Below are 20,447 nucleotides of genomic sequence, written 5' to 3' on the forward strand. Positions count from 1 at the left end.
ACACGCCAACCATCACTCACCCCGGTGCGCAGCAGGGAAAACAAAAAAGCCCCGCTCTGAAGGGGTCTGAAACCGCAGAGTGACAGACATAACAACACCATCCTCACGAAAACAAAAAAGCCCCGCTCTGAAGGGGTCTGAAACCCCGAATTGCGCTAAATTCCCCCCCGCGCGGGTATTGACAGAAAACAAAAAAGCCCCGCTCTGAAGGGGTCTGAAACTTCTAATGGTTGCGGTGATGACGATGGCTGCGCGGCAGTGGGTGATGCAAGCGCCGGGATTGGTGTGGCTGTGGGTGGTGTGGGCACTGAGGTTGACGTGGCAACCGCTGGCTGAGCTGCTGCTTGGGTGTTAACCATTGTTGGCAATGGCCGCGCGGTGGGTTGGCTGCTGTTGCTTGCTGTGGCGCTCATGCGTGCGCCAATAATGCCAATAATGCCGCATGTTAAGGATGGAGCCAATCATGATGCTGTTTATTCCGACGTTTGCGGTAGGTTTGCGTCGTCGCCTGTGATGCTCCTTTCGCACACGCGCCAGATGATACGGCAGGCGCTTGAATGGTTCGATCGTACGCCGCGCCGAACCCGAGTGCTAGGGCGTTCTTGCCTGTTGTTGGTTCCCGCGCAATACGGATGTCCGCTTGGTTCAGTTGATCGCTGTGCGATGCTTCAACGCTCAGCTTCACGCTCCCTTCTCTCGCGGTAGTGAGTGAGGGGTAGCGGGTGAGGGCTAATAGCCCGCACGGCGTGCTTCGTAATGGTGGCCCGGCTAAACCGGACGATACGCGGTGCTGTACCGCTGGACCCGCATCCGCTTCCCCTTCCGCGCCCTCTGCGTCCTCTGCGGTAAAAAACTTACCCCCGCGCTGAGGTTAGTTCTTCCCTTTAGAAACCCTTTGCGCCCTCTGCGATCTTCGTGGCTTTGCGTGTAGAGTCTTTGCGCCTTTGCCCCCTTAGCGTCTTGGTTGCGACAGTTGCACCCAAAACTGCCTGACCTCATCTTGCAGTCTGCCGCAACAGAATTATAATGATTGCGTAACCGCACGGGCCGTCGGTGTCACACCGGCGGTTCTTATCTTGCGCGAGGTCGTCATGCCTGAACCTGCTATTGTCGCTGAAGAGTTGACCTATCGCTACGGCGATCTGCTCGCGGTCGATCACATCAGCTTTACCGTCGCCCCCGGCGAGATTCTTGGTTTTCTTGGCCCGAATGGCGCCGGCAAGTCCACAACGGTCAAGATGCTGACCGGCCAGCTCCGTCCGGCGAGCGGGCGGGCGTTGCTGCTGGGGATTGATGTGGCTCGCCATCCCAAGCAGGTGCAGGCCCGCATTGGCGTCTGTTTCGAGCAGCCTAATCTCTACGAGGAGTTGAGCGGCGTTGATAATCTGAGCCTGTTCGCCAAGCTGTTTGGCGTGCGCGCTGTTGATGTCAACGCCTTGCTGCGCCGGGTCGGTCTCGATGGGCGCGGCGCCGATCTGGTCGGGCGCTATTCCAAAGGCATGAAGCAGCGGCTGATGATTGCCCGCGCGCTGGTCAATCGGCCCGATATTCTCTTTCTCGATGAGCCGACCGAGGGGCTTGACCCGACCTCTGCCGAGGCGATCCGGCGCGTTATTCTCGAAGAGCAGCAGCGCGGTGCGACGATTTTTCTCACCACTCACGATATGTACGAGGCTGACCGCCTGTGCAATCGGGTCGCCTTTATCAATAGCGGCAAGATTGTGGCCCTCGATACGCCGCATCATCTCAAGCAGCAGTACGGCAAGCGCATGGTGCGTGCCGAGGTGGTCGGTTCCGATGGGAAGTTGCTCACCCGCGAGATTATTCTCGACCGGCCCGAAACGCCGGCTGAAATCGCCGATCTGCTCGCCCATCAACAGGTGGTGACGCTCCATAGCGAAGAGGCAACACTGGAAGATATTTTTATTCGTCTGACCGGTCGCGGTTTGGCTTAACCATCGTGTCATTGCGCGGGTGCAACGCGCCCGCAGCAATCGCCTAGCGATAGGATCCACCTATGAATGCTGCTGCGATCTGGGCCTTGATCCAGAAAGATGCCCGGCTCTATTTCGCCAATCGCTTGTTTGCCTTGGTGACGGTGCTCGGTTTAGTGGCGTATGCCGTCATCTATTTCCTGTTGCCGGCCACGGTTGATGAGACCCTGCAGGTGGGGTTGGTCATCCCCGAAATGCCGCCGGCGCTGGCCGAGGCGCTCGCTGACGATGCAGTGGTGGTGAAGCAGTTCGCTTCCGCCGCCGATCTGCGCGCCGCTGTGGCTGCCGGCGAGGTGACGGTCGGGTTTGCCTTTCCGCCCGATCTGTTTGACCAACTTCGCCAAGGCGCCCGTCCAACGGTAGAGTTGTTGTTGGCCCCAGAAGTGACGCCTGATTTTGTCAGCGTTTACGAAGCGGCTGCCCGCGAGTTGAGTTTCAACCTCACCGGCCAAGCGTTGCCGGTCACGATCAGCGAGGTGATTCTTGGCCCCGATCTGGCCGGCGCGCAGATCGCGCCTCGCCAGCGCATGCTGCCGCTCTTTGCAGTGCTGGTGCTGATGGTTGAGTGCCTTGGTTTGGCTAGTCTGATCGCTGCCGAAGTAGCGCAGGGGACGATCCGGGCGCTGTTGGTGACGCCCCTAACGATGCGTGGTCTGTTTGTCGCCAAGAGTCTGTTCGGTTCGCTCTTTGCCTTTGTGCAGGCGGTAATACTGCTCGCCGTCACCGGTGGGCTGGCGCAGGCGGCATTCCTCAATCTGACCGCGTTGCTGATCGGATCGGTGTTAATGACCGGCGTCGCGTTTTTGATCGCGTCGCTTGGCCGCGATCTGATGTCGGTGATGGGGTGGGGTATGCTGGCGCTGTTGATTATGGCCCTGCCCACCTTTACCGTCCTGATCCCCGGTTTGGCCGCCGATTGGGTGCGGCTTATCCCCACCCACTATCTGGTTGATACGATCTACCGCTCGCTCAATTTTGGCGCAAGCTGGGCCGAGGTGGGCGGCAATCTGCTGCCACTCGCCGCTTCGGCTCTACTCCTGCTGGCGCTGGGCATGGCCATTTTGCAACGGAGGTTCGCATGAGTCTGCGCCGTATCCTTGCCCTGCTCTACCGCGAGGCGGTGCAGGGGCCAAAAAACTTTATCTTTATCTTTACCATTGTGGTGCCGCTTGGCCTGAGTTTGGCGTTGGGCTTGATCTTTGGTACGTTCTTTAGCGGTAAGCCGCGGCTAGGGATCGTCGATCCCGGCACTTCTCGCCTGACCCAACTGGCCGAAGCGATGCCGGGCCTGATCGTCCGTCGCTACGCGAACGAGGCCGAGTTGCGCGACGCGACGGCGAATGGGGCGGTGGATGTGGGATTACTGGTGTCAGCCGATTTTGATCAGCGCGTGTTAAGCGGGCAAAGCGGCAGCCTGACCGTGTATGTGTGGGGTGAGAGTTTGCTGCGCGATCGAGTCTTGATCGGTACCGCCATTGCCGATTGGTTGCGCGAGCTGGCCGGTCACGAACCTCCGGTCACGATCGCGACCACGATGCTCGGCGCGAACAATGATCTCACGTGGCAGCAGCGCTTGTTGCCGCTGCTGGTCTTGATGACAGTGGTGTTCGGCGCGTTGATGCTGCCGGCCTCATCACTGGTCAGCGAGAAGCAGCACCGCACCTTGAATGCGCTGCTGGTGACGCCGGCGACCCGCGCCGAGATCTATGTCGCCAAGGGGGTGCTCGGCGTGGCGCTGAGCACGGTGATGGCGCTGCTGGTGCTGGCCCTCAATGGCGCATGGAGCAGCCAGATCTGGCTGGTGTTGCTGGTGCTCTTCCTCGGCGCAGTGTTGTCCGCCGAGTTCGGCATTCTGCTCGGCGTGCTGGTCAGCGACATCAACTCGCTGTTCGCCACCGTCAAGGCGTTGGGATTGCTGCTCTACGCGCCAGCGCTGATCGTGCTATTCCCGATGATCCCGCAGTGGATTGCGCAGTTCTTCCCGACTTTCTACATGGTCGATCCGGTGATTGCCATCGTCCAACGCGGCGCGACCTTGCCTGACATTGCCGGCCAGCTCGCCGTGTTAGGCGCGATGATCGTGGCGTTAGCCGGCGCGTTGCGGGTAGCGCGCGAACGGTAACGAACGCGGTAGGGGCAGAGCGCCGCTCTGCCCCTACCGTCCGGCCAACTGTCGAATCAAACTGGCAAAACTCTCAAACGGCAACGCGCCCCGCACCAATTGGCCATTAACGAGGAAATTGGGCGTTGAATTAATGCCCAAGCGCGAGGCTGCCTCCAGCTCGGCCAGCACCGCCGCTTCGGTCGCCGGGTCATCAAGACAAGCGGTGAGCTGCGCTGTGTCAACGTCAAGGGTGCCGGCCAGCTCAATCAACGTGGCCCGATCGCGCTTCGGCACCCCGCCCCACTCCACCCCGTGGGTTTGGAACAGCATCTCATACACTAGCCAGAACCGATCTTGCGCTGCCGCGCAGTGGGTCACGCTCGCCGCCAAGACCGCCGAAGCGTGGATCGATCTTAACGGGAAGTCGCGCACCACCAAGCGCACGATCCCAGTCTCGACAAACTCGCTGATAATGCGCGGACGCGTCTCGCTGACAAAGCGGGCGCAGAAGGGACATTCGTAGTCGGTGAATTCGATCATGAGCACCGGCGCCTTGGGATCGCCGAGCGCTCGCGGATCATCATCGCTCAGATTGAGCAACTCCACCAGATTGATCGCTGGCCGTGGCGTTGACGTAGGCCGGGCCAGTTCGGTTGGCGCCGGCGGCACGGTGGGCAAGCCTTGGAGAGCAAGTTGTGTTTGCCGGACTTCAACGGGCGAACGGGTCGGGGTGAGCGGGGCGGCGCTGCCGCAACCGATCAAGACCACTGCGCACAGGGTCATCCAGAAGTGTGCAATGCGCATAGTGTTGGTACATTAGCGGCGGGCATCAGTGGGGCCGGTTTCAAACCTGCCCCACGCTACCCATCGACAGGTTCAATTACCCATCCGCAGCGGCCAGCGTTGCCGTCGCTCCTAGTGGCCGGCTCTCGCCGCGCACGAAACCGGGCACGTCAACCCGCTGCAAGATCAGGATGCATGCGACCAGACCAATTGCTTCGAGCATAAACACGCTCGCATAGGCGATAGTATACGACCCGCTGGCCCAGAGCGCAACATCGCGCACCGCGCCGCCGGCAAAGATGCCGAGCCCGCGGAAGAGCAGTTGCGTCATTGACCAGAGACCAAGGTACGCTGCTGCGTGCCGTTCGGTGGTCATCGCGGCCAGCAACGACACCGCGCCGACCGTGTAAACGCCGAAGCCCAAGCCAAACATGAACAGCACTGGAATGAGCAACGTTTGCCATTTCGTCAGCGCGATCATACCAAGTAAGAATAACGGTAGCGCCGTGAAAGCCAATCCCACCATTGCCACGCTCGTCTGCTCGTGCGCGGCGCGGTAGCGGGTGAAGTAGACCGTCCCCAAAAGGCTGATCACTACCCCAACTCCCCAATACGCATTGAAGCGCGTAGTCTGACCGTTATCCAACCCAAACACATCGCCGCCGAATGGTTCGAGCACCGCGTCTTGGGCGAAGGCGCTCACGGCTCCCAGCGCAAGGAAGAGGAAGAACCAGCGCGCCCGCTGATCCGACCACATCTGCCGCAAAAGCGGCAAGAATGGCTCCGGCGGGGTTGGATCGGCGTCCACCGGCGCTTCCGCCGGACGTTCCGCCCGCCACAGCGCAAACGCAATGAACGCAAACGCGACGGTCATGCCGATTAGCACCAACCGCCAGAAACTGGCTTGATCGTACACTGGCATCAGGCGTCCGTAAATCACTCCCGCCACCGGGAAGCTGATCACCAAAAAGACTTGCACAATCGCCAGCGCTTGCCCACGGCGGGCCGGCGGCGCGCTATCGCGTACTAAGCTGAGGTAGGTCGCTCCCGAAATAAGAGTGCCAATGCCGTAGACGAGAAATGCAAAGAGTGCTAGCCCCCACCCCAAGATTGATGCAGGATCAGCCGCCAACAATCCGGTCACGAATGGCAAGAGCGGTAACGATAACAGCATCGGCAACCGTCCGCCCCAAATAAAGGGCAGCCGGCGCAGTTTGCCGGGCGGGCGCAAGTCCGAGCGATAGCCGGCCCAGATGCTGAGCGGCGCTAACAAGTAGCGTAGCGCCGATAATAGCGCGACCGGTGTGGCAGCCAATGCTAAATCGGTAATCAACACCCGATTCAAAACACCCGATGTCAACAGATCAATGAACGATGAACCGATGTGAAAGGTGCCCAGTTTCAGGGTGCGTGGCACATTCAAGCGTTGTTCTTTCGCATCCACGGTTCACTCCTCTGCTTCATAACCAGCAACGACTGCCAGTTGCACTTCATTCGCCACCCGGCTGATCCGGCGCAAGAGCCGGGCGCTCTCAGCCGGACGCAGGTGGGCTTCCTCAGGGAGATCCATTGCCGCCTCGACCAGCGAATCGCGAAAGAAGAGCGCAGCAGCAATCGCGTCCGTTAGAGGCAAGCCAGTGGCGCGGGCAAGGCGGGCGTATTTCCTGCCAATCGCCCGTGCCTCTTCCAGCAATGGGCTATGCTCATCGTGTGAGCTTACATACCGCAACACCACTCCCATCAACTGCTGGCCGACTCGCCGCCATTCTTGCCGTTCATGCTCGTTCATCGTCATCATCCACGCTGGCGCTGTCGAAGGATTTGATAATTCGCTCCGTGTTTGCGCTAAGGCTTTGCTAGCTAGGACGCTACTGATCGATTGCGCCGGCAAAGGCCGTCGCGCCGCCAGCGCCAGAATATCGGCGCGGGCAAAACGGCGGTGCCCACCGGGAGTGATGTACACCGGCACTGCCCCTTCATCGGCCCACCGCCGCAAGGTCGAGGCATGCACCCCCAACAATTGGCTGGCCGCCGATAACGAAAGATAAGTTGGCGGTTCTTTGTCGCTCATCGTTCGTTTATCCACTCTTCACTTGTCATTGCGAGCGGAGCGCAGCAACCCCCCGCGAGCACGGGGAACATGCCTAACCGCACTCCGCTCGCCAAAGCGGGCGATTGCTTCGGGGGCTTCGCCCCCTCGCACTGACAGGGGGCTGCCTACGCCGTCACAAGCGCCAATTGTTAACGTTCGTTCAAATCGTCACTAAAATCGCACCCGAACGTATACCGCAAAACACCTACACTCTTAGTTCTAAAGAGTGCGTCGCTCCACCCTCTACACTGTTAGTTATACACTGTGCTCGCAAGCGTCAGGAATCTCACCAAATCTATCTAAATCTTTGTGTAGTATAACATATCTCCCGCTGCACAAGGTATTGCGCAGCGGGAGCGTGAAATGATCGTGAGTGAGGTTGTGTTATTTCAACCGAAAGCCGAGCTGGTGCAAGACCTCACGCAATACATCGCGTCCCGACAGGCTCTGCGGCCCGGCGACGCGCTTGGCCGAGTGATCAACCCAGTCGCCTTCGACGTTCATCCGTTGCGCAGCGTAGAAGGCGGCCATCGTCGCGTTGTAGTGCTCAACCGCCGGCGGTACTTGCTCAGGGTGGTACACTTCGCGGTGCAAGACGGCGGCCTGTGGCAGGCGGGGCTTGATCGCTGCTGGCCGGTCGGGGTTGGGTTTGCCGACGCACATGCCAAACACGGGCATCACCATTGGCGGGAGGCGCAATTCGACGGCGACATCGAGCGGTTGATTGCGGATGGCGCCGATGTAGACGGTGCCAAGGCCGAGCGATTCGGCGGCGATCACCGCGTTTTGCGCGGCGAGCGCGGCATCAATCACGCCAACCAGCCACATTTCGAGGTAGTCTAAGCCGTCGTGCGGCATCTGGCGCGCTTCCGCCGCCTGCGCGATCCGGTTGAGATCAGCGAGCCAGACCAAAAAGAGCGGCGCGCGCCGGATATGGCTTTGGTTGCCGGCCAGCGTCGCTAACCGCTCTTTCCGTTCCGGGTCAGTCACTGCCACCACACTCCACGTTTGCAGGTTTGATGAAGTGGCCGCTGATTGCGCCGCTGCGATCATGGTTTCGAGCGTGCCTTCCGGCAGCGGCTCATTGCTGTACGAGCGCACCGAGCGGTGGCTGAGCAGCAGATCGATCGCGGCGTTGCTGATGATCCGTTCGGGTATGGCATCGCCGTACCGTTGGCGCAAGAGATCATGCGTGGTGAGGGATGTCTCGGTCATAGCACTCCTCAGGTGTCTGCTATCACACTCTATCGGGGTTGATTATACACGGTCTAGTCGGGGCAGTATCAGCGATAGGATGCCGGGATACAAAGTAAGGGCGGGTTTGAAACCCGCCCTTGCTCTCCTCGCCCTTAGCCTAGATTCGTCGCGCTCCTACGACGATGTTGCACCGTCCACCGTATCCCGGCGCTGGGCATCGATGATGGTGATCTCAGGCGCTGGCCGGCTAGGCGCCGGGAGTACCACCGGTTCACGGCGGCGGCGCACCAAGGTGGTGTTCGAGCGCGCCAGCGCCGCGGCAAAGCCAAAGGCTGGCCGTTCTGGCTTCTCGCTCGGCGGCAAGTAGGGGTGTTCGGCCTCAACCCGGGCCAAAATCTCATTCACGTCAAGATCGGTCAGCTCGTTACGCAAGATCAACGCCTCGGCGATCGCAATCACCGCCATCCGGTTCTGATCAAGCATCTGCTTGACGATCCGGTACTGTTCTTGCAAGATCGCCTCGACCCGCGGCTTGACATCCGGCGCCGACAACCCCTGCATCCCAAAGAGCAGGTACGAGAAGAAGCTGTTGTCCATCCCATACGCGCCGACCATCATTGCCGCGATGCCGGTTGCGCTCTGCAAGTCGCTGGTAACGCCGCTCATCTGCGTGCCGAGGAAAAGCTCTTCGGCAGCGCGGCTAGCCAGCGCGATCTTGATCCGGTCGAGCAGCTCTTCGCGGGTGCGGGTGTGAATCTCCTCTTCCGGCTTCCACGCCGCAAAACCCAGCGCGTTGCCGTGGCGCACGATCGTCACCTTAGTCAGGCGCTCTTTCTTGAGCAGCTTGACGGCAGCGTAGGCATGGCCGGCTTCGTGGTAGGCAATCCGCCGGCGCTCTTCATAAGACATGCTGCGGATCGGTTGCTTGAGCCCCCATTCGTGGATCTCGCGCGCTTGGGTGAAATCCCAGTAATTGATCGCAGCGCGGCCATCGAAGTGGGCATGGATAGTTGCTTCGTTGATCACATACTTGATCGCCACCGGTGTATAGCCGATAGTGTCGGCGACCATCCGGTCAATCGGCATCGGCTCATGCTTGACCTTGCTCAGATAGTACTCAATCACCTCGCGGCGACCCTCGGCGTCGGGCGGCTCGACCGCGATCTTGCGGTCAAAGCGACCGGGCCGCAACAGCGCGGCATCGAGCGTCTCGGCAAGGTTGGTAGCGGCCATCGTCAGCACCGGCGGCATCTCGGCCTTGCCGCGCCGCAACCCGACGAGACGCAGCAGCTTGCCCCACCACGTCTGATCGTGCGGCGGCGGATCCATCTGCAACAGCAACTCGTTGAGCAAGCTGCTGCCGCCACCCATCATGCCGCCGACCCCCATCACCACCTTCTCGCGATTGCTCATCCCCGCGCCGGCAGCGCCGGTGCCCATCAGGTTCGAGCTGCGCGCCATCCCGATCGCGTCAATTTCATCAATGAACAGGATGCACGCGCCATACTCGCGGGCGAAGCGGCGGGCTTTGCGGTAGAGGTTCATCACCTTAATGTTGCCCATGCCCATCCACGCCGAGAGCAACGATGGTGCGCTGAGGTAGCCGAATGGCACCCCGGCTTCGGTTGAGATCGCTTGCGCGAGGTAGCTCTTACCGGTGCCGGGAGGGCCGATCAGCAAGATGCCACGGGTGACTTCGCCACCCATCTGCTTGAACTCCTTCGCGCCCTTAAGCAGCGTTACCACCCGACGCGCCGCTTCCAACACCTCTGGATTGCCGCGGTAGTCTTTGAAGCTGACGCCGGTTTCCCCCGGCTTGACCCAGTAGATGCGGGTACGGGCCATAAAGAAGTACATCAGCCAGAACTGGAAACCGATGAAGAAGAAGAGGTACACGGCGACCGGGATAATCTGGAGGATCAGTTCGCCGATTTCGCCGGTGATAATAATGTTGAAAATGCCGGGGAGCAAGTTAGCAGCTAGCCAGATGCCAATGCCGAGGAAGAGCATCAAGCGCAAGAAACGGAACAGTTTCCAATTCCAGCGCTCAAAGAGTTTTGAAATCTTCTTCTCAAGCTCCTGCTCGCGATTCGTGGCGGTTGCATCAGGGGTTGGGCGGTAGGGCTCAATTGCCATGCGCGACTCCCATTCCAGAATTGATATGACGGTTATACGCTGCTGCGCTGACGATTCGGGCGGGGGAATACACTACGTGTTATGACCGTTACGATGCTGTTATATGAAGTATACCGATGGTTAGATGAGCGGTCAAGGCGTAAAAATGAGAACGCTCTCATAAATTTGCGCCGGCTCCGAATATATTATGTAGGAGATGGATGCGCATTGCGGCGCATACGTATGAGGGGCGTTGGGTATGGATAAGGTCGCGATGCTGCGCCACCGGCGCCGTTGGCTTGATGGGATGGCTCTCGTGGTGGTGGCAGCCTACGCATGGCTTGTGTGGAGCGTGCAAACCGGCGCTGCCCCGATCGATCCGGTCTATGCCGGTATCCGCGAGCATGGTGTGCTGCGCGTGGCGGTTGATCCCGGCTACCGCCCGTTTGTTGAAGATCAGCATGGGGTGCTGACTGGCTTTGACATCGAACTCGTGCAAGCGTTAGCTGCCGAGTTGGGGATCGAGGCGGTGTTTGTGCGGAGCGGCTTTGATGCACTCTACGATCAGTTAACCAGCCGGCAAGCCGATCTGATCGCCTCGGCCTTTCCCTACGCTCCTGAACAAGGCTACCGCGCCCGGTTTTCCCAACCTTACTTCGATGGCGGGTTGATGCTCGTCGCCCCTGTGAACAGCCCGATTGCCGGCTTGCCCGATCTGCGCGATCGCCGCCTTGGCGTGGTGTTGGGCAGCGAAGGCGATGCCTTGGCGCGCCGCTTGGCCTTGACCACCCCGCTGACCCTCATCGAGGCCGAAGAAGCGGCATCGCTGGCCCGCGCCCTGCGCGCCGGCGCGATCGATGCCGCCATCCTCGATCACGTGGCTGCGTTGGGTGCATTAGCCAGCGGCGATCTGCGCATCGCTGCTGCCTTGACCTACGAGCCTTACGTGCTGGCGATGCCCGCCGCTGCCTTTCAGCTCGAAGCCGAAATCAACCGCGCCCTCGCCCGCCTTGAGGCGCGGGGGGTGTTGGCGGCATTGCAACGGCGGTGGATGGAGGAGAGGTGAGGGAAACAATTGCCACGAAAAGACACAAAAGGCACAAAAAGGTTGCAAAAGTTGCATTTGCGTCTTTGGTATCTCTTCGTGGCGATTCTGCCAAAAGCCCTCTCCGTCCTGCGTGCCGTTGCGTTCCGAATCACTGCGCCTTTTTTTGTGCCTCTTGTGTCTCTTTGTGGCTATTCACCTTCCCCCTCCCCCAGCGGGGGAGGAGGTGAGGCGTGCTGTCAGTGCGAGGGGGCGAAGCCCGCGAAGCAATCTCCCGCTTCAACGCGCACGAACGCTGAGTGATGCATGCCGTGCTCGGAGGAGATTGCTTCGCCGCCTTGCGGCGGCACGCAAGGACAAGCGGGGGAGTGGCTCTTCCCCCAACATCCTTTGCGCGCTTCGCGCCTTTGCGTTTGATCCCTCTGCGCCTTGGCTTACTTCGCGGCTTGACGCTTAACCCCTCCCCGAGCGGGGGAGGGGCACGGGGTGGTGACAACCTTAACTCACAGCCAACCAGCGCCTGTCCGCCAACCGCGCCAGCCACGGTTGCAAGGCCGGTTCCCATACCGGTTGGGCAGCAATCGACCGGCGCAGCTCAGCGGCTTCGTTTGACATAATATCTTGAAGAGCGGCGATTAACGCTTCGACCTGCTCGAACTGGCCGGCAGTCTCGAATAAAGTGCGTGCCATGCTAAAGCGGTCGCCGATCGGGATGGCAAAACCGAGTTGCCGCGCCAGCGCCGAGCAGTCGGCCCGGCTGAGGAAGAAACCGGCTTTGACCGGCGTGATCAGATGGCGGATCAGCGCACTCAGATCGGTCTCTTCATCGTGGGGGGTGGCCGGTTGCAGGGGAATATACTCTTGCACTACGACCGGCTCGCCGGTCAGCCGCTCAAGTTCGCTGCCGATCAATTCCACCACTAAACCGGCCACCGTCTGATAAAAGGGATGGGCCGGAATACGTTGCACCGCGCGCGCCCAAATCGGCGCCCAACCGGCGAGATGCTGGCGCAGCAACGTTGTTGCCTGCCGCCGTGCCCAACTGTGCAGCGCGGCGTCGCCGTGAGCCTGCGCGGCGGCTTCGGTTGCGATCAGGCGCGCTAGGACGGTCAGTTCCAAGCCCAAATGGTCAGGCGCGCCCACATTGGGATCAGGGACAAAACCGCATGCCTCGTACAGAGCCGCCACTCGCTCGGTGGCGGCGGTGTTGAGCATCAGCGCTTCGTCGCGGTAGAGCGACTCGTAAGGGTAGACGTTGCGCCCGATTAGATATTCGTAGGCGACGGCTAACGCCTCGCGCCCGTCGCCCATCACCTCAGCCAGTTCTGGCAACGTCGCCGCCTCCGCCCACAGTTCGGCGGTAGGCGGCGCGAGCAGCAGGCGGCCAATCAGGCTAGCTAAGGCCTGACGGGCCGCCAATTCAGCATACGCCGTCACGACTTTTTCCTTGGCAACAAGTACGCTTCCCGCGCCGGACGGAACGGGCGCAGCAGCCAGTGTGGCCGGCGCAAGCCATTCGGCGAGACCTTCGACGCCGGACGGGTCATGGCCAACCATTCACGGTAGACTTCGTGTGCCCGCTTGGTATCGACAAAAATGTCGCCGTAGCGGTCATTCGGGCCGGCTGGCTCGATCCGCACCTTCTGGTGCCAGCAGTGCATGCCGCTGATCGGGTCAGGATGCACCGAGAAGGTCAGGTTCTGATGCACGCCGGCATCTTCCCACCAGATCCGCGCCGTATCAGGGTCTTCGCTCTGGTAGGGCTTAATGCCGTGGACTTGGCGCATCCGCCATTTGCCTTCGCCCTCTTGCTTGAGATCAACCAGCGCGGTCGAGAGCTTGCCGCCGCCGTCTTCTTGCAACCGCCAGCGCCCCAAGTGGTGAGAACAGGCGATTACGCCGGGGCGAATGCCTTCCGTCACCCAGACCCGATCGACGAAGTAGCCGATCTCGGTGATGACCTTGATCAGATCACCGGTGCGCAACCCCAGCCGTTCAGCGTCGCTGGTGTGGATCCAGACCGGGTTCTTGTGGCTGATCTCGTACAGCCACTTCGCGTTACCGCTGCGGGTGTGGATGAGCGTCGGCAGGCGGAAGGTCGAGAGCAGTACGACTTCGTTCTTGTTCCGATCCACCTTGCTGGGGTGAACATGGCTATGGATGTAGGTTGGAATGGCGTATTCGGGCCACCCCCAATCGCGCAGGGTTGTCGAGTAGAACTCAAGTTTGCGCGACGGGGTGAGGAAGCCGGTCGCGATCGTGCCGTCTTCGAGCTGGATGCCGATCGGTCTCCCGCGTTCCGGATCTGGCTCGAAATAGGGCAGCGGGGTGATATTCGACGACGGCTGGGCCGGCGTCTTGGTATAGACGATCTTGGTGTCGGGGTCGATGACTGCGTTGGCCAGTTCGCTTGCACTTGGCGGTTTGTCGAAGGTCGGCATAGCGCCTTTGCGCAGCTCGAACGCGCCATAGCGCCGCATATACTCGAGCGGGGTCAAGCCCTCTTTCGCTGCCGCTTCGGGCAAACCGGGCACGTGATTCTCGAACATCCAGCCGTACAGCTCATCGACCGTAATCTTCTGGCCGGGCCGGTAGGGGCTTTCAAAGGTCTTGCGGACGCCAAGGCTGCCGTCGGGGTCAATCCGCCACGACAGCTCGATCCAGAACTCGGTCTCTTCCCACACTTCGCCGGGGTTAGCTTCGCGGGTATCTTTAACTGGCTTGCCCAAGCGCCGCATAGCCTCGCGCAACACCGGCTGGCGGAACGCGATCCAGCAACCGGCATGGGTCTCTTGGCTCATCATATCGTGGCGCTCGGCCCCGACCCCCATCGGCAAAATGTAGTCGGCGAACCAACCGGTCTCGCTCCACGTCGGTGAGAGATGGACGTGCAGACCGATCTTGCTCTCGTCGGTCAGCACTTCCAGCCAGCTCATGCCGTCGGGGTTCGTCCACAATGGGTTGTAGACGCGGGTGAAGTAGGTGTCAATCTTGCCGCGATTTTCTTTGAGGAAGTGCGGCAAGAGGTAGCTCAATTCGTAGAAGGTGAGCGGATACTCTTCCGGCCACGTCAACTCGTTCCAGACCTTCGGGTGCGGCGCCATGTTGGGGTGGCGCGGGATCCACTTATCCCAGACGTTAGCCGAGGTGCCGCCTTCGACGCCGATCGAGCCGGTAAGCACATTGAGGAACCAGAGGCAGCGAGCGACCATCCAGCCGCCAAGGTTGGCGCTGGTAGCGCTGCGCCAGCTATGGGTGGCCAATTTGCCTTCGCAGCGGGCAATAATCTTCGCCACCCGCTCGATCTGCTCGGCGCTGACCCCGCTCTCTTGGGCAGCGAACTCGAAGGTGTACTGCGCGTACAGCTCTTGCAGCTTCATCTCGAAATGCTCGAAGCTGACCGGCGTGCCGGGATGTTCGGCGCGCAGGTAGGCATCCCAGTTCACCCAGCGGCGCACGAAGTCGCGATTGTACTGGCCGGTGCGGATGAGATAGTTAGCGATCGACAATAAGATCGCTGTCTCGCTGCCCGGCCATGGCGAGAGCCACTCATCGGCCAGCGAGGCCGTATTCGAGAGGCGGGTATCAAGCACGATCAGCTTGGCGCCGGCCATCTTGCCTTCCATAATGCGCTGGGCATGCGGGTTGAAGTAGTGGCCGGTTTCGAGGTGCGAGCTGATCAGCAAGATCACGCGGGCGTTGGCGTGATCGGGCGAAGGCCGGTCGTACCCCATCCACATCGCTTGCCCGCAGCGCGCGCCCGACGAACAGACATTGGTGTGCGAGTTGTGGGCGTCAACTCCCCACGCCGGCAGCACCCACTCCATAATCCCATCGTGGCCGGGGCGACCGACGTGGTAGATCACCTCAGTCTGGCGCTTCTCGATAATCGCCTTGCGGATGCGCCCGGCAATTTCGTTGAGTGCCTCATCCCACGAAACCCGTACCCACTTACCTTCACCGCGCTTGCCGGCCCGCTTTAGCGGGTAGAGGATGCGGTCAGGGTCATAGACTTGGTTGAGCGTCGCCGGCCCCTTGGCGCAATTGCGGCCCCGGCTGCCGGGATGGAGCGGATTGCCCTCAAACTTCTTGATCTTGAGCGTCTCGACATCAACATACGCGAGCAGACCGCAGGCGCTCTCGCAATTGAAGCAGATCGTCGGCACCAGCGTATAGCGGCGAGCCACCTTCTGTGGCCACAGCTTCGGATCGTACTCCGTCCAGTCATTCCAGCGTTCGACCGGCGGATAGTCACGCAACGCGGTGCTGGCCGGCGCAGTTGCCGGTGCATCGCTGGTGACATACCGGTCGACCGGCGGGGCCAGCGGTTCGACCCGCGCTTGCGGCCTCTGGCTAAGCGTTCCTAATAAACGGTTAAGCAATGACGTCGCCATGACCACACCTTTCCTAACTGTTCGGCACGTGTTGCGGCGCCATAACGAAAGCATATTCAAAAGCGTACAGACCAGCAATAGCGGCCAACCCAGCCACCGCCAAGAGCGGCGCAGCCAAGGCGGGCACGAGCAAGGCCAGCGCGATCAAGACGATCGGCACGACGTGGCCCAACCCGATCGCACCCTGCCAGAAGTGGCGGTGATAGCGACCGTGGCTAATGTCGTGCGCGGCGCGGGCCGCAACTTCGCTGGCGTGCGGAATGCCGAATTCACCTAACAGGAGCATGAAGAGATCAAGGGCAAGACTGCCGGCGAACAGCCAACCGAGCAGGGTCAGGAATTCAGCCGGCATCGCCATCAACGGCGCCATGAGCAGCAGCGTCCCCGCGCCAACCATCAACGCCTGCACCAGCAGGTGGGTCGGCAAGAGCGGGCTTTGCCAGAGGTCGCGGCCTTCGGCTTGGGCGAAGAGGAAGGCGGTGTAGATCGCGGCCATCACTGCCAGCGGGATGCCCACCCACGCAAAGAGCGGGCGCAACCCGGCGATGGCCGTTTCCGGCCACAGATTAAAGGCCGCGCCGGCTTCGGCAAGGAACCACAACCCGGCCACGCCGGTAAAGCCGATCAGGATAAACGCGCCGCGAGTTAACCAACTGCGCCACTGCGGACGGGTGAGAATGGTCAAGAACATGTGCGGCTTGTCAAGATCAAGGACCAACAAGCCAGTGGTGATACCGATAAAGAGCAGACTGACAAAGAGCGTCGTCGCCAGCAGCGGTGCGGCCAGCGGCGCCAACCCCAATCCGATGGCGGCGGCAATCACTAAAAAGACACCGCTCCCGATCCCCTTCGTGACGAGATAGGCCGCTACCGGCCAATGCCACGGAATCTTGTGCTGGGCATTGTAGGCCGTCTGCACCATGTGGCCGGCCACCCGCCCGCCCATCATCAACGCACTCTGGCCAACCCCCAACCCCTGCTCGCGCGGCGGGCGGATCGTTGCACCCGAAGCGGCGGTAAGCGGGATCACCTCGCGAGCAGCCTTCACCCGGCCATTGCCGTTACCGTGGTGATGGCCCACCAACTGCTCGCTGACCACATCGGCCCACATAAAGGTCGAACTGACTGTCGAAGCAGTTGGCGTCAACGAGGTCTGATCGGCGTCGATGTAGAACAACTTCGGCGCTGTGCCCTGTTCGGGCTTGCGCACCGACACCGGCTCACGGGCGATCAACTGGCTGATCAAGCTGTTCGGATCATCCAGATCGCCAGAGATGATCGCCTGTTCGGGGCAGACAATCTCGCAGGCAGGTTTGAGGCCCTGATCAACCCGATGGGCGCAAAAGTGGCATTTGGCGGCGTTGTGCGTTTCTGGATCGATGTAGATCGCATCGTAGGGGCACGCCTGCATACAGGCTTTGCAGCCGATGCACACCTTTGGATCGAACTCAACGATGCCATCGGTGCGCTGGTACATCGCAGTGACGGGACAGATGCGGACACAGGGCGGATTGGCGCAGTGGTTGCAGCGGGTGACTTGGAAGTGGCGGCGGGTGTTGGGAAACGTGCCGGTTTCGACATACTTCACCCATGTGCGATAGACCCCAAGCGGCACTTCGTTTTCCGACTTGCATGCCGTGCTACACGCATGGCAGCCAATACACTTCCGCTGATCGATGAGGAAGCCGTAGTTTGTCATGGCCAGCTCTTTCTGGCTATGAGAATAAGATCCTGACTGAATTATATCGTAACAGAAACCTGCTCATCGAGCAAGCGGATATTTTCGATGAGAGGTATCGAGCAGGAGCATACCTACAGTGTGGTAGCGAGCCGGTATAGAGTGCGGCAGTCAAACTGCCGCACCCCATCATTATCCTTTCATCTACATGGTACAATGCTGCTATTCTTATTCACTTATTTTAATTGTGAGGCATGAACGTGACCCTCAACTTGCACCTGTTGCGGATCTATGTTGCGGTGCTCGATCATGGCAGCTTTACGCGCGCTGCCGACGCGCTGACGATGAGCCAATCAGCGGTATCGCGGGCCGTCCAAGAGCTGGAGCGGCAACTCAATACCGTGCTGCTTGAGCGGCGCGCGCGCGGGGTGGCGCCGACCGAAGCCGGTGCGATCCTCGGCGAACATGCCCGCCGGATCTTTGCCCACGAACGGTTGGCGGTCGAGGCGCTCAAAGAGTTGCGTGGCTTGCAACGGGGCCGGCTGGCAATCGGGGCCAGCAGTACGATTGGCATCTATCTATTGCCGTCGCTACTGGGGGCGTACCACCGCAAATATCCGGGGATTGAGCTGTTTCTCGATATTGGCAATACCCAACAGGTGCTCGATCACTTGTGCTCCTACCGGATCGATATTGCCTACGTGGAAGGGCCGATCACGCCACATGAACATCTACAGATTACCCCATGGCGCACCGACGAGCTGGTGGTGATTGCCCCACCCGATCATCCGCTCAGCCAGCGCGCCCATGTGCCTGCCGCCGAACTCAACGGCGCACCGTTTATTTTGCGCGAACTCGGTTCGGGCACGCGCGAGGTGATGGAACAAGCCTTAACAGCGCGCGGGATTACGATCCGTCCGGTGATGGAGCTGGGCAGCACCGAGGCGGTGAAGCAGGCAGTGAGCGCCGGGTTGGGTCTAAGCATGGTTTCGCGCGTAACGATTAAGGCCGAGGTGATTGCTCGCAAACTTGAGGTGCTCAACATTCCTGATCTGGTCGTCCAGCGCCAATTGAGCCGGGTTCGTTTAAGCGATCGTCCGCAGAGCCAAGCTTTGACGGCATGGTTGAAGGTTCAGGTCTAAGGAAGTGGGGAGTAGGGATCAGGGAAGCGGGAATGCTGTCATGGTGGTAGATGTTTATAACCCTCATCATCGCCGGCCTCTCGCTTACTAGACAGCAAATATCGCTTCGTGGCGAGAAGTGTTATAATTGCCGTCAACTTGAGCAAAGCGACGGAAAACTCGCTGGATCTTTCATTTTGAATCGTTGGGGCTATGCTCGACAGGAGCCAGATATGACCGTGAAATACACACGCTGGCTGCGCAGTTACGTTGGCCATCAACGCATTCTGCAAGTGCGCGCGAGCGGGTTTGTCCGCAATGAAGCGGGGCAGATATTGCTATGCCGGCGCGCCGATGTGATGCTGTGGGATGTGCCGGGAGGAACGATCAGCCTTGATGAGTCGCCAGCGCGGGCATTGGTGCGCGAAGTCCATGAAGAGACGGGTTTGATGCTAGAGCCATTTAAGCTGATTGGGATCTATAGCGGCCCCGATTTTGCGTGGAGTTACCCCAACGGCGATCAGTCGCAGATTTTGGCGATCTTTTTTGCGGCCCGGATCATTGGCGGCGAGTTGCAGCAAGCCGGCCACGAGAATGTGAATGTCGGCTTTTTCGACCCGAACCGGTTGCCGCCATTGCTGACCCGTACCCGCCGCATGCTGGTTGATGCCTTTGCTGACCGGCCCGAAGCCACGTTTGATTTTTAAGTAGAGCTGAACGGCTGTCTGGATCCGCAAAGGCGCAGAGGACGCGAAGGTGCGCAGAGGTTTGTTGGCGGAATAGCCACGAAGCGACACAAAAGACACAAATCTAACCATCGTTTTTGTGCCTGTTGTGTCCTTTTGTGGCTATTCAACCTTTTTGCTCCTGCCCCCCCGCACGGACGGGACAGGTGGGCACGCGCCCCTCCACTCCCTGCTCTTATCGGCCTCGTGAGTAGTAGAACGGCGCAACTTGGCGCACGATCCCCTTCAGTTCCAACAACGCCAATGCGGCGGCGGTAGCGGCTGCCGGCAGGCCGGCGGCGCGGCCAATGGCATCAATGTGCTGCGGTTCGGCTTCGACGGCCCGGTAGATCGCCTCTTCCTCGGCGGTGAGGGCTAGCTCTAGCGGCGACTCGTCAGGCCGGTGCGGCCCATCGAGACCAAGCGCCGCCAAGACATCGTTCGCATCGGTGACCAGCGCCGCTCCCTCGCGGATGAGGCGGTGCGGGCCGGCGCTGAGCGGATTAAAGATCGATCCCGGTACAGCCATCACGTCTCGCCCTTGATCGAGAGCAAACTGCACGGTAATCAGCGCGCCGCTTTGTTCGCCGGCTTCGACCACCAGCGTGGCCAGACTCAAGCCGGCGATAATCCGGTTGCGCGGGGGAAAGTTGAGCGGGGCGGGTGGTGTGCCGAGCGGGTAGTCGCTGATCAGCGCGCCGACGGTCGTGATCCGCTCGGCCAGCGCGCGGTTCCGTTCGGGGTAGACTCGATCGACGCCGCACGCGAGCACCGCAATCGTGCGTCCGCTGGCCTCAAGGGCGGCAGTATGGGCGATCGTATCAATGCCTAACGCCAACCCGCTGACGATCGTGATCCCGGCTGCGGCGAGATCGCGGGCCAGCCGGCGGGTCGCTTCGCGGCCATAGGTGCTCGGCTGGCGGGTACCGACGATCGCCACTGCCCGTTGATCGGCTGGCGTCAGCGTGCCGCGCACGTAGAGCAATGGCGGTGGGGCTGGAATCATGCGGAGCAGCGGCGGGTAAATCGGATCGGTGATCGCCACCGGTATCACGCCGGCGGCACGCAACCGGGCCAGCTCGGCATCGAGGTCGATGGTCTGACGGGCCGCGCGCAAGCCAGCCATACTGCGCGCGTCTAACCCAGCGGCGATCATGGCGGGTTCATCGGCATACCACGCTGCTGCCACCGAGCCGCAC

At 60.7% G+C, this 20,447-nt stretch carries 15 protein-coding genes; 6 read left to right on the forward strand and 9 right to left on the reverse strand.

Going from position 1 to position 20,447, the window contains the following annotated elements:
* Window positions 1–1,091: 1,091 nt before the first annotated feature.
* The 3 genes from U9R81_RS16990 (at window position 1,092) to U9R81_RS17000 (ending at window position 4,116) form a co-directional block, all read left to right on the forward strand.
* Window positions 1,092–1,955, forward strand: coding sequence for an ABC transporter ATP-binding protein (locus U9R81_RS16990; RefSeq protein ID WP_322496610.1), 864 nt, complete (start codon window positions 1,092–1,094; stop codon window positions 1,953–1,955).
* Between the two features lie 62 nt (window positions 1,956–2,017).
* Window positions 2,018–3,076 carry an ABC transporter permease gene (locus U9R81_RS16995; protein ID WP_322496611.1) on the forward strand — a complete coding sequence of 353 codons (1,059 nt, stop codon included), beginning with the start codon at window positions 2,018–2,020 and terminating at the stop codon, window positions 3,074–3,076.
* Window positions 3,073–4,116 (forward strand): ABC transporter permease, encoded by a 1,044-nt coding sequence (locus tag U9R81_RS17000; protein ID WP_322496612.1) that lies wholly within the window; start codon window positions 3,073–3,075, stop codon window positions 4,114–4,116. Before U9R81_RS16995 ends, U9R81_RS17000 begins: the two co-directional genes overlap by 4 nt.
* Window positions 4,117–4,149: 33 nt before the next feature.
* Here the strand turns inward: U9R81_RS17000 and U9R81_RS17005 are convergent, their stop codons facing one another.
* The 5 genes from U9R81_RS17005 to U9R81_RS17025 form a co-directional block, all read right to left on the reverse strand.
* Window positions 4,150–4,902 (reverse strand): DsbA family protein, encoded by a 753-nt coding sequence (locus U9R81_RS17005; protein WP_322496613.1) that lies wholly within the window; start codon window positions 4,900–4,902, stop codon window positions 4,150–4,152.
* Between the two features lie 76 nt (window positions 4,903–4,978).
* Window positions 4,979–6,325 carry a BCD family MFS transporter gene (locus U9R81_RS17010; RefSeq protein WP_322496614.1) on the reverse strand — a complete coding sequence of 449 codons (1,347 nt, stop codon included), beginning with the start codon at window positions 6,323–6,325 and terminating at the stop codon, window positions 4,979–4,981.
* 3 nt (window positions 6,326–6,328) lie between these two features.
* Window positions 6,329–6,952, reverse strand: coding sequence for a MerR family transcriptional regulator (locus tag U9R81_RS17015; protein ID WP_322496615.1), 624 nt, complete (start codon window positions 6,950–6,952; stop codon window positions 6,329–6,331).
* 405 nt (window positions 6,953–7,357) lie between these two features.
* Window positions 7,358–8,188, reverse strand: coding sequence for an NADPH-dependent oxidoreductase (locus U9R81_RS17020; protein WP_322496616.1), 831 nt, complete (start codon window positions 8,186–8,188; stop codon window positions 7,358–7,360).
* Between the two features lie 156 nt (window positions 8,189–8,344).
* Window positions 8,345–10,306 carry an AAA family ATPase gene (locus U9R81_RS17025; RefSeq protein WP_322496617.1) on the reverse strand — a complete coding sequence of 654 codons (1,962 nt, stop codon included), beginning with the start codon at window positions 10,304–10,306 and terminating at the stop codon, window positions 8,345–8,347.
* 238 nt (window positions 10,307–10,544) lie between these two features.
* Between U9R81_RS17025 and U9R81_RS17030 the strand changes: the two genes are divergently transcribed.
* Window positions 10,545–11,351: an ABC transporter substrate-binding protein gene (locus tag U9R81_RS17030; RefSeq protein WP_322496618.1), complete on the forward strand. Its 807-nt coding sequence runs from the start codon at window positions 10,545–10,547 to the stop codon at window positions 11,349–11,351.
* 477 nt (window positions 11,352–11,828) lie between these two features.
* Here the strand turns inward: U9R81_RS17030 and U9R81_RS17035 are convergent, their stop codons facing one another.
* From U9R81_RS17035 to nrfD, 3 genes are read right to left on the reverse strand one after another with little or no spacing between them, the layout of a single operon-like run.
* A complete protein-coding gene (locus U9R81_RS17035; RefSeq protein ID WP_322496619.1) occupies window positions 11,829–12,767 on the reverse strand; it encodes a molecular chaperone TorD family protein in 939 nt (312 codons plus the stop codon).
* Entirely contained in the window at window positions 12,764–15,724 is a 2,961-nt protein-coding gene (locus U9R81_RS17040) for a molybdopterin-dependent oxidoreductase (RefSeq protein WP_322496620.1), read from the reverse strand. Before U9R81_RS17040 ends, U9R81_RS17035 begins: the two co-directional genes overlap by 4 nt.
* A 13-nt stretch (window positions 15,725–15,737) precedes the next feature.
* Complete coding sequence (gene nrfD, locus U9R81_RS17045) at window positions 15,738–17,423, reverse strand: NrfD/PsrC family molybdoenzyme membrane anchor subunit (RefSeq protein ID WP_322496621.1); 1,686 nt, start codon at window positions 17,421–17,423, stop codon at window positions 15,738–15,740.
* A 233-nt stretch (window positions 17,424–17,656) separates the two neighbouring features.
* Between nrfD and U9R81_RS17050 the strand changes: the two genes are divergently transcribed.
* The gene (locus U9R81_RS17050) at window positions 17,657–18,544 is read left to right on the forward strand and encodes a LysR family transcriptional regulator (RefSeq protein WP_322496622.1); all 888 of its coding nucleotides are present in this window, start codon (window positions 17,657–17,659) and stop codon (window positions 18,542–18,544) included.
* A 212-nt stretch (window positions 18,545–18,756) separates the two neighbouring features.
* On the forward strand, window positions 18,757–19,230 hold the full coding sequence (locus U9R81_RS17055; RefSeq protein ID WP_322496623.1) for an NUDIX domain-containing protein: 474 nt from the start codon (window positions 18,757–18,759) through the stop codon (window positions 19,228–19,230).
* Window positions 19,231–19,444: 214 nt separating this feature from the next.
* Here the strand turns inward: U9R81_RS17055 and dprA are convergent.
* A partial coding sequence (dprA, locus tag U9R81_RS17060; RefSeq protein WP_322496624.1) for a DNA-processing protein DprA occupies window positions 19,445–20,447 on the reverse strand: 1,003 nt, incomplete at its 5' end.

Origin of the sequence: Chloroflexus sp. (assembly GCF_034435895.1) — a bacterium.
In the GTDB taxonomy this organism is placed as follows: Bacteria; Chloroflexota; Chloroflexia; order Chloroflexales; family Chloroflexaceae; genus Chloroflexus.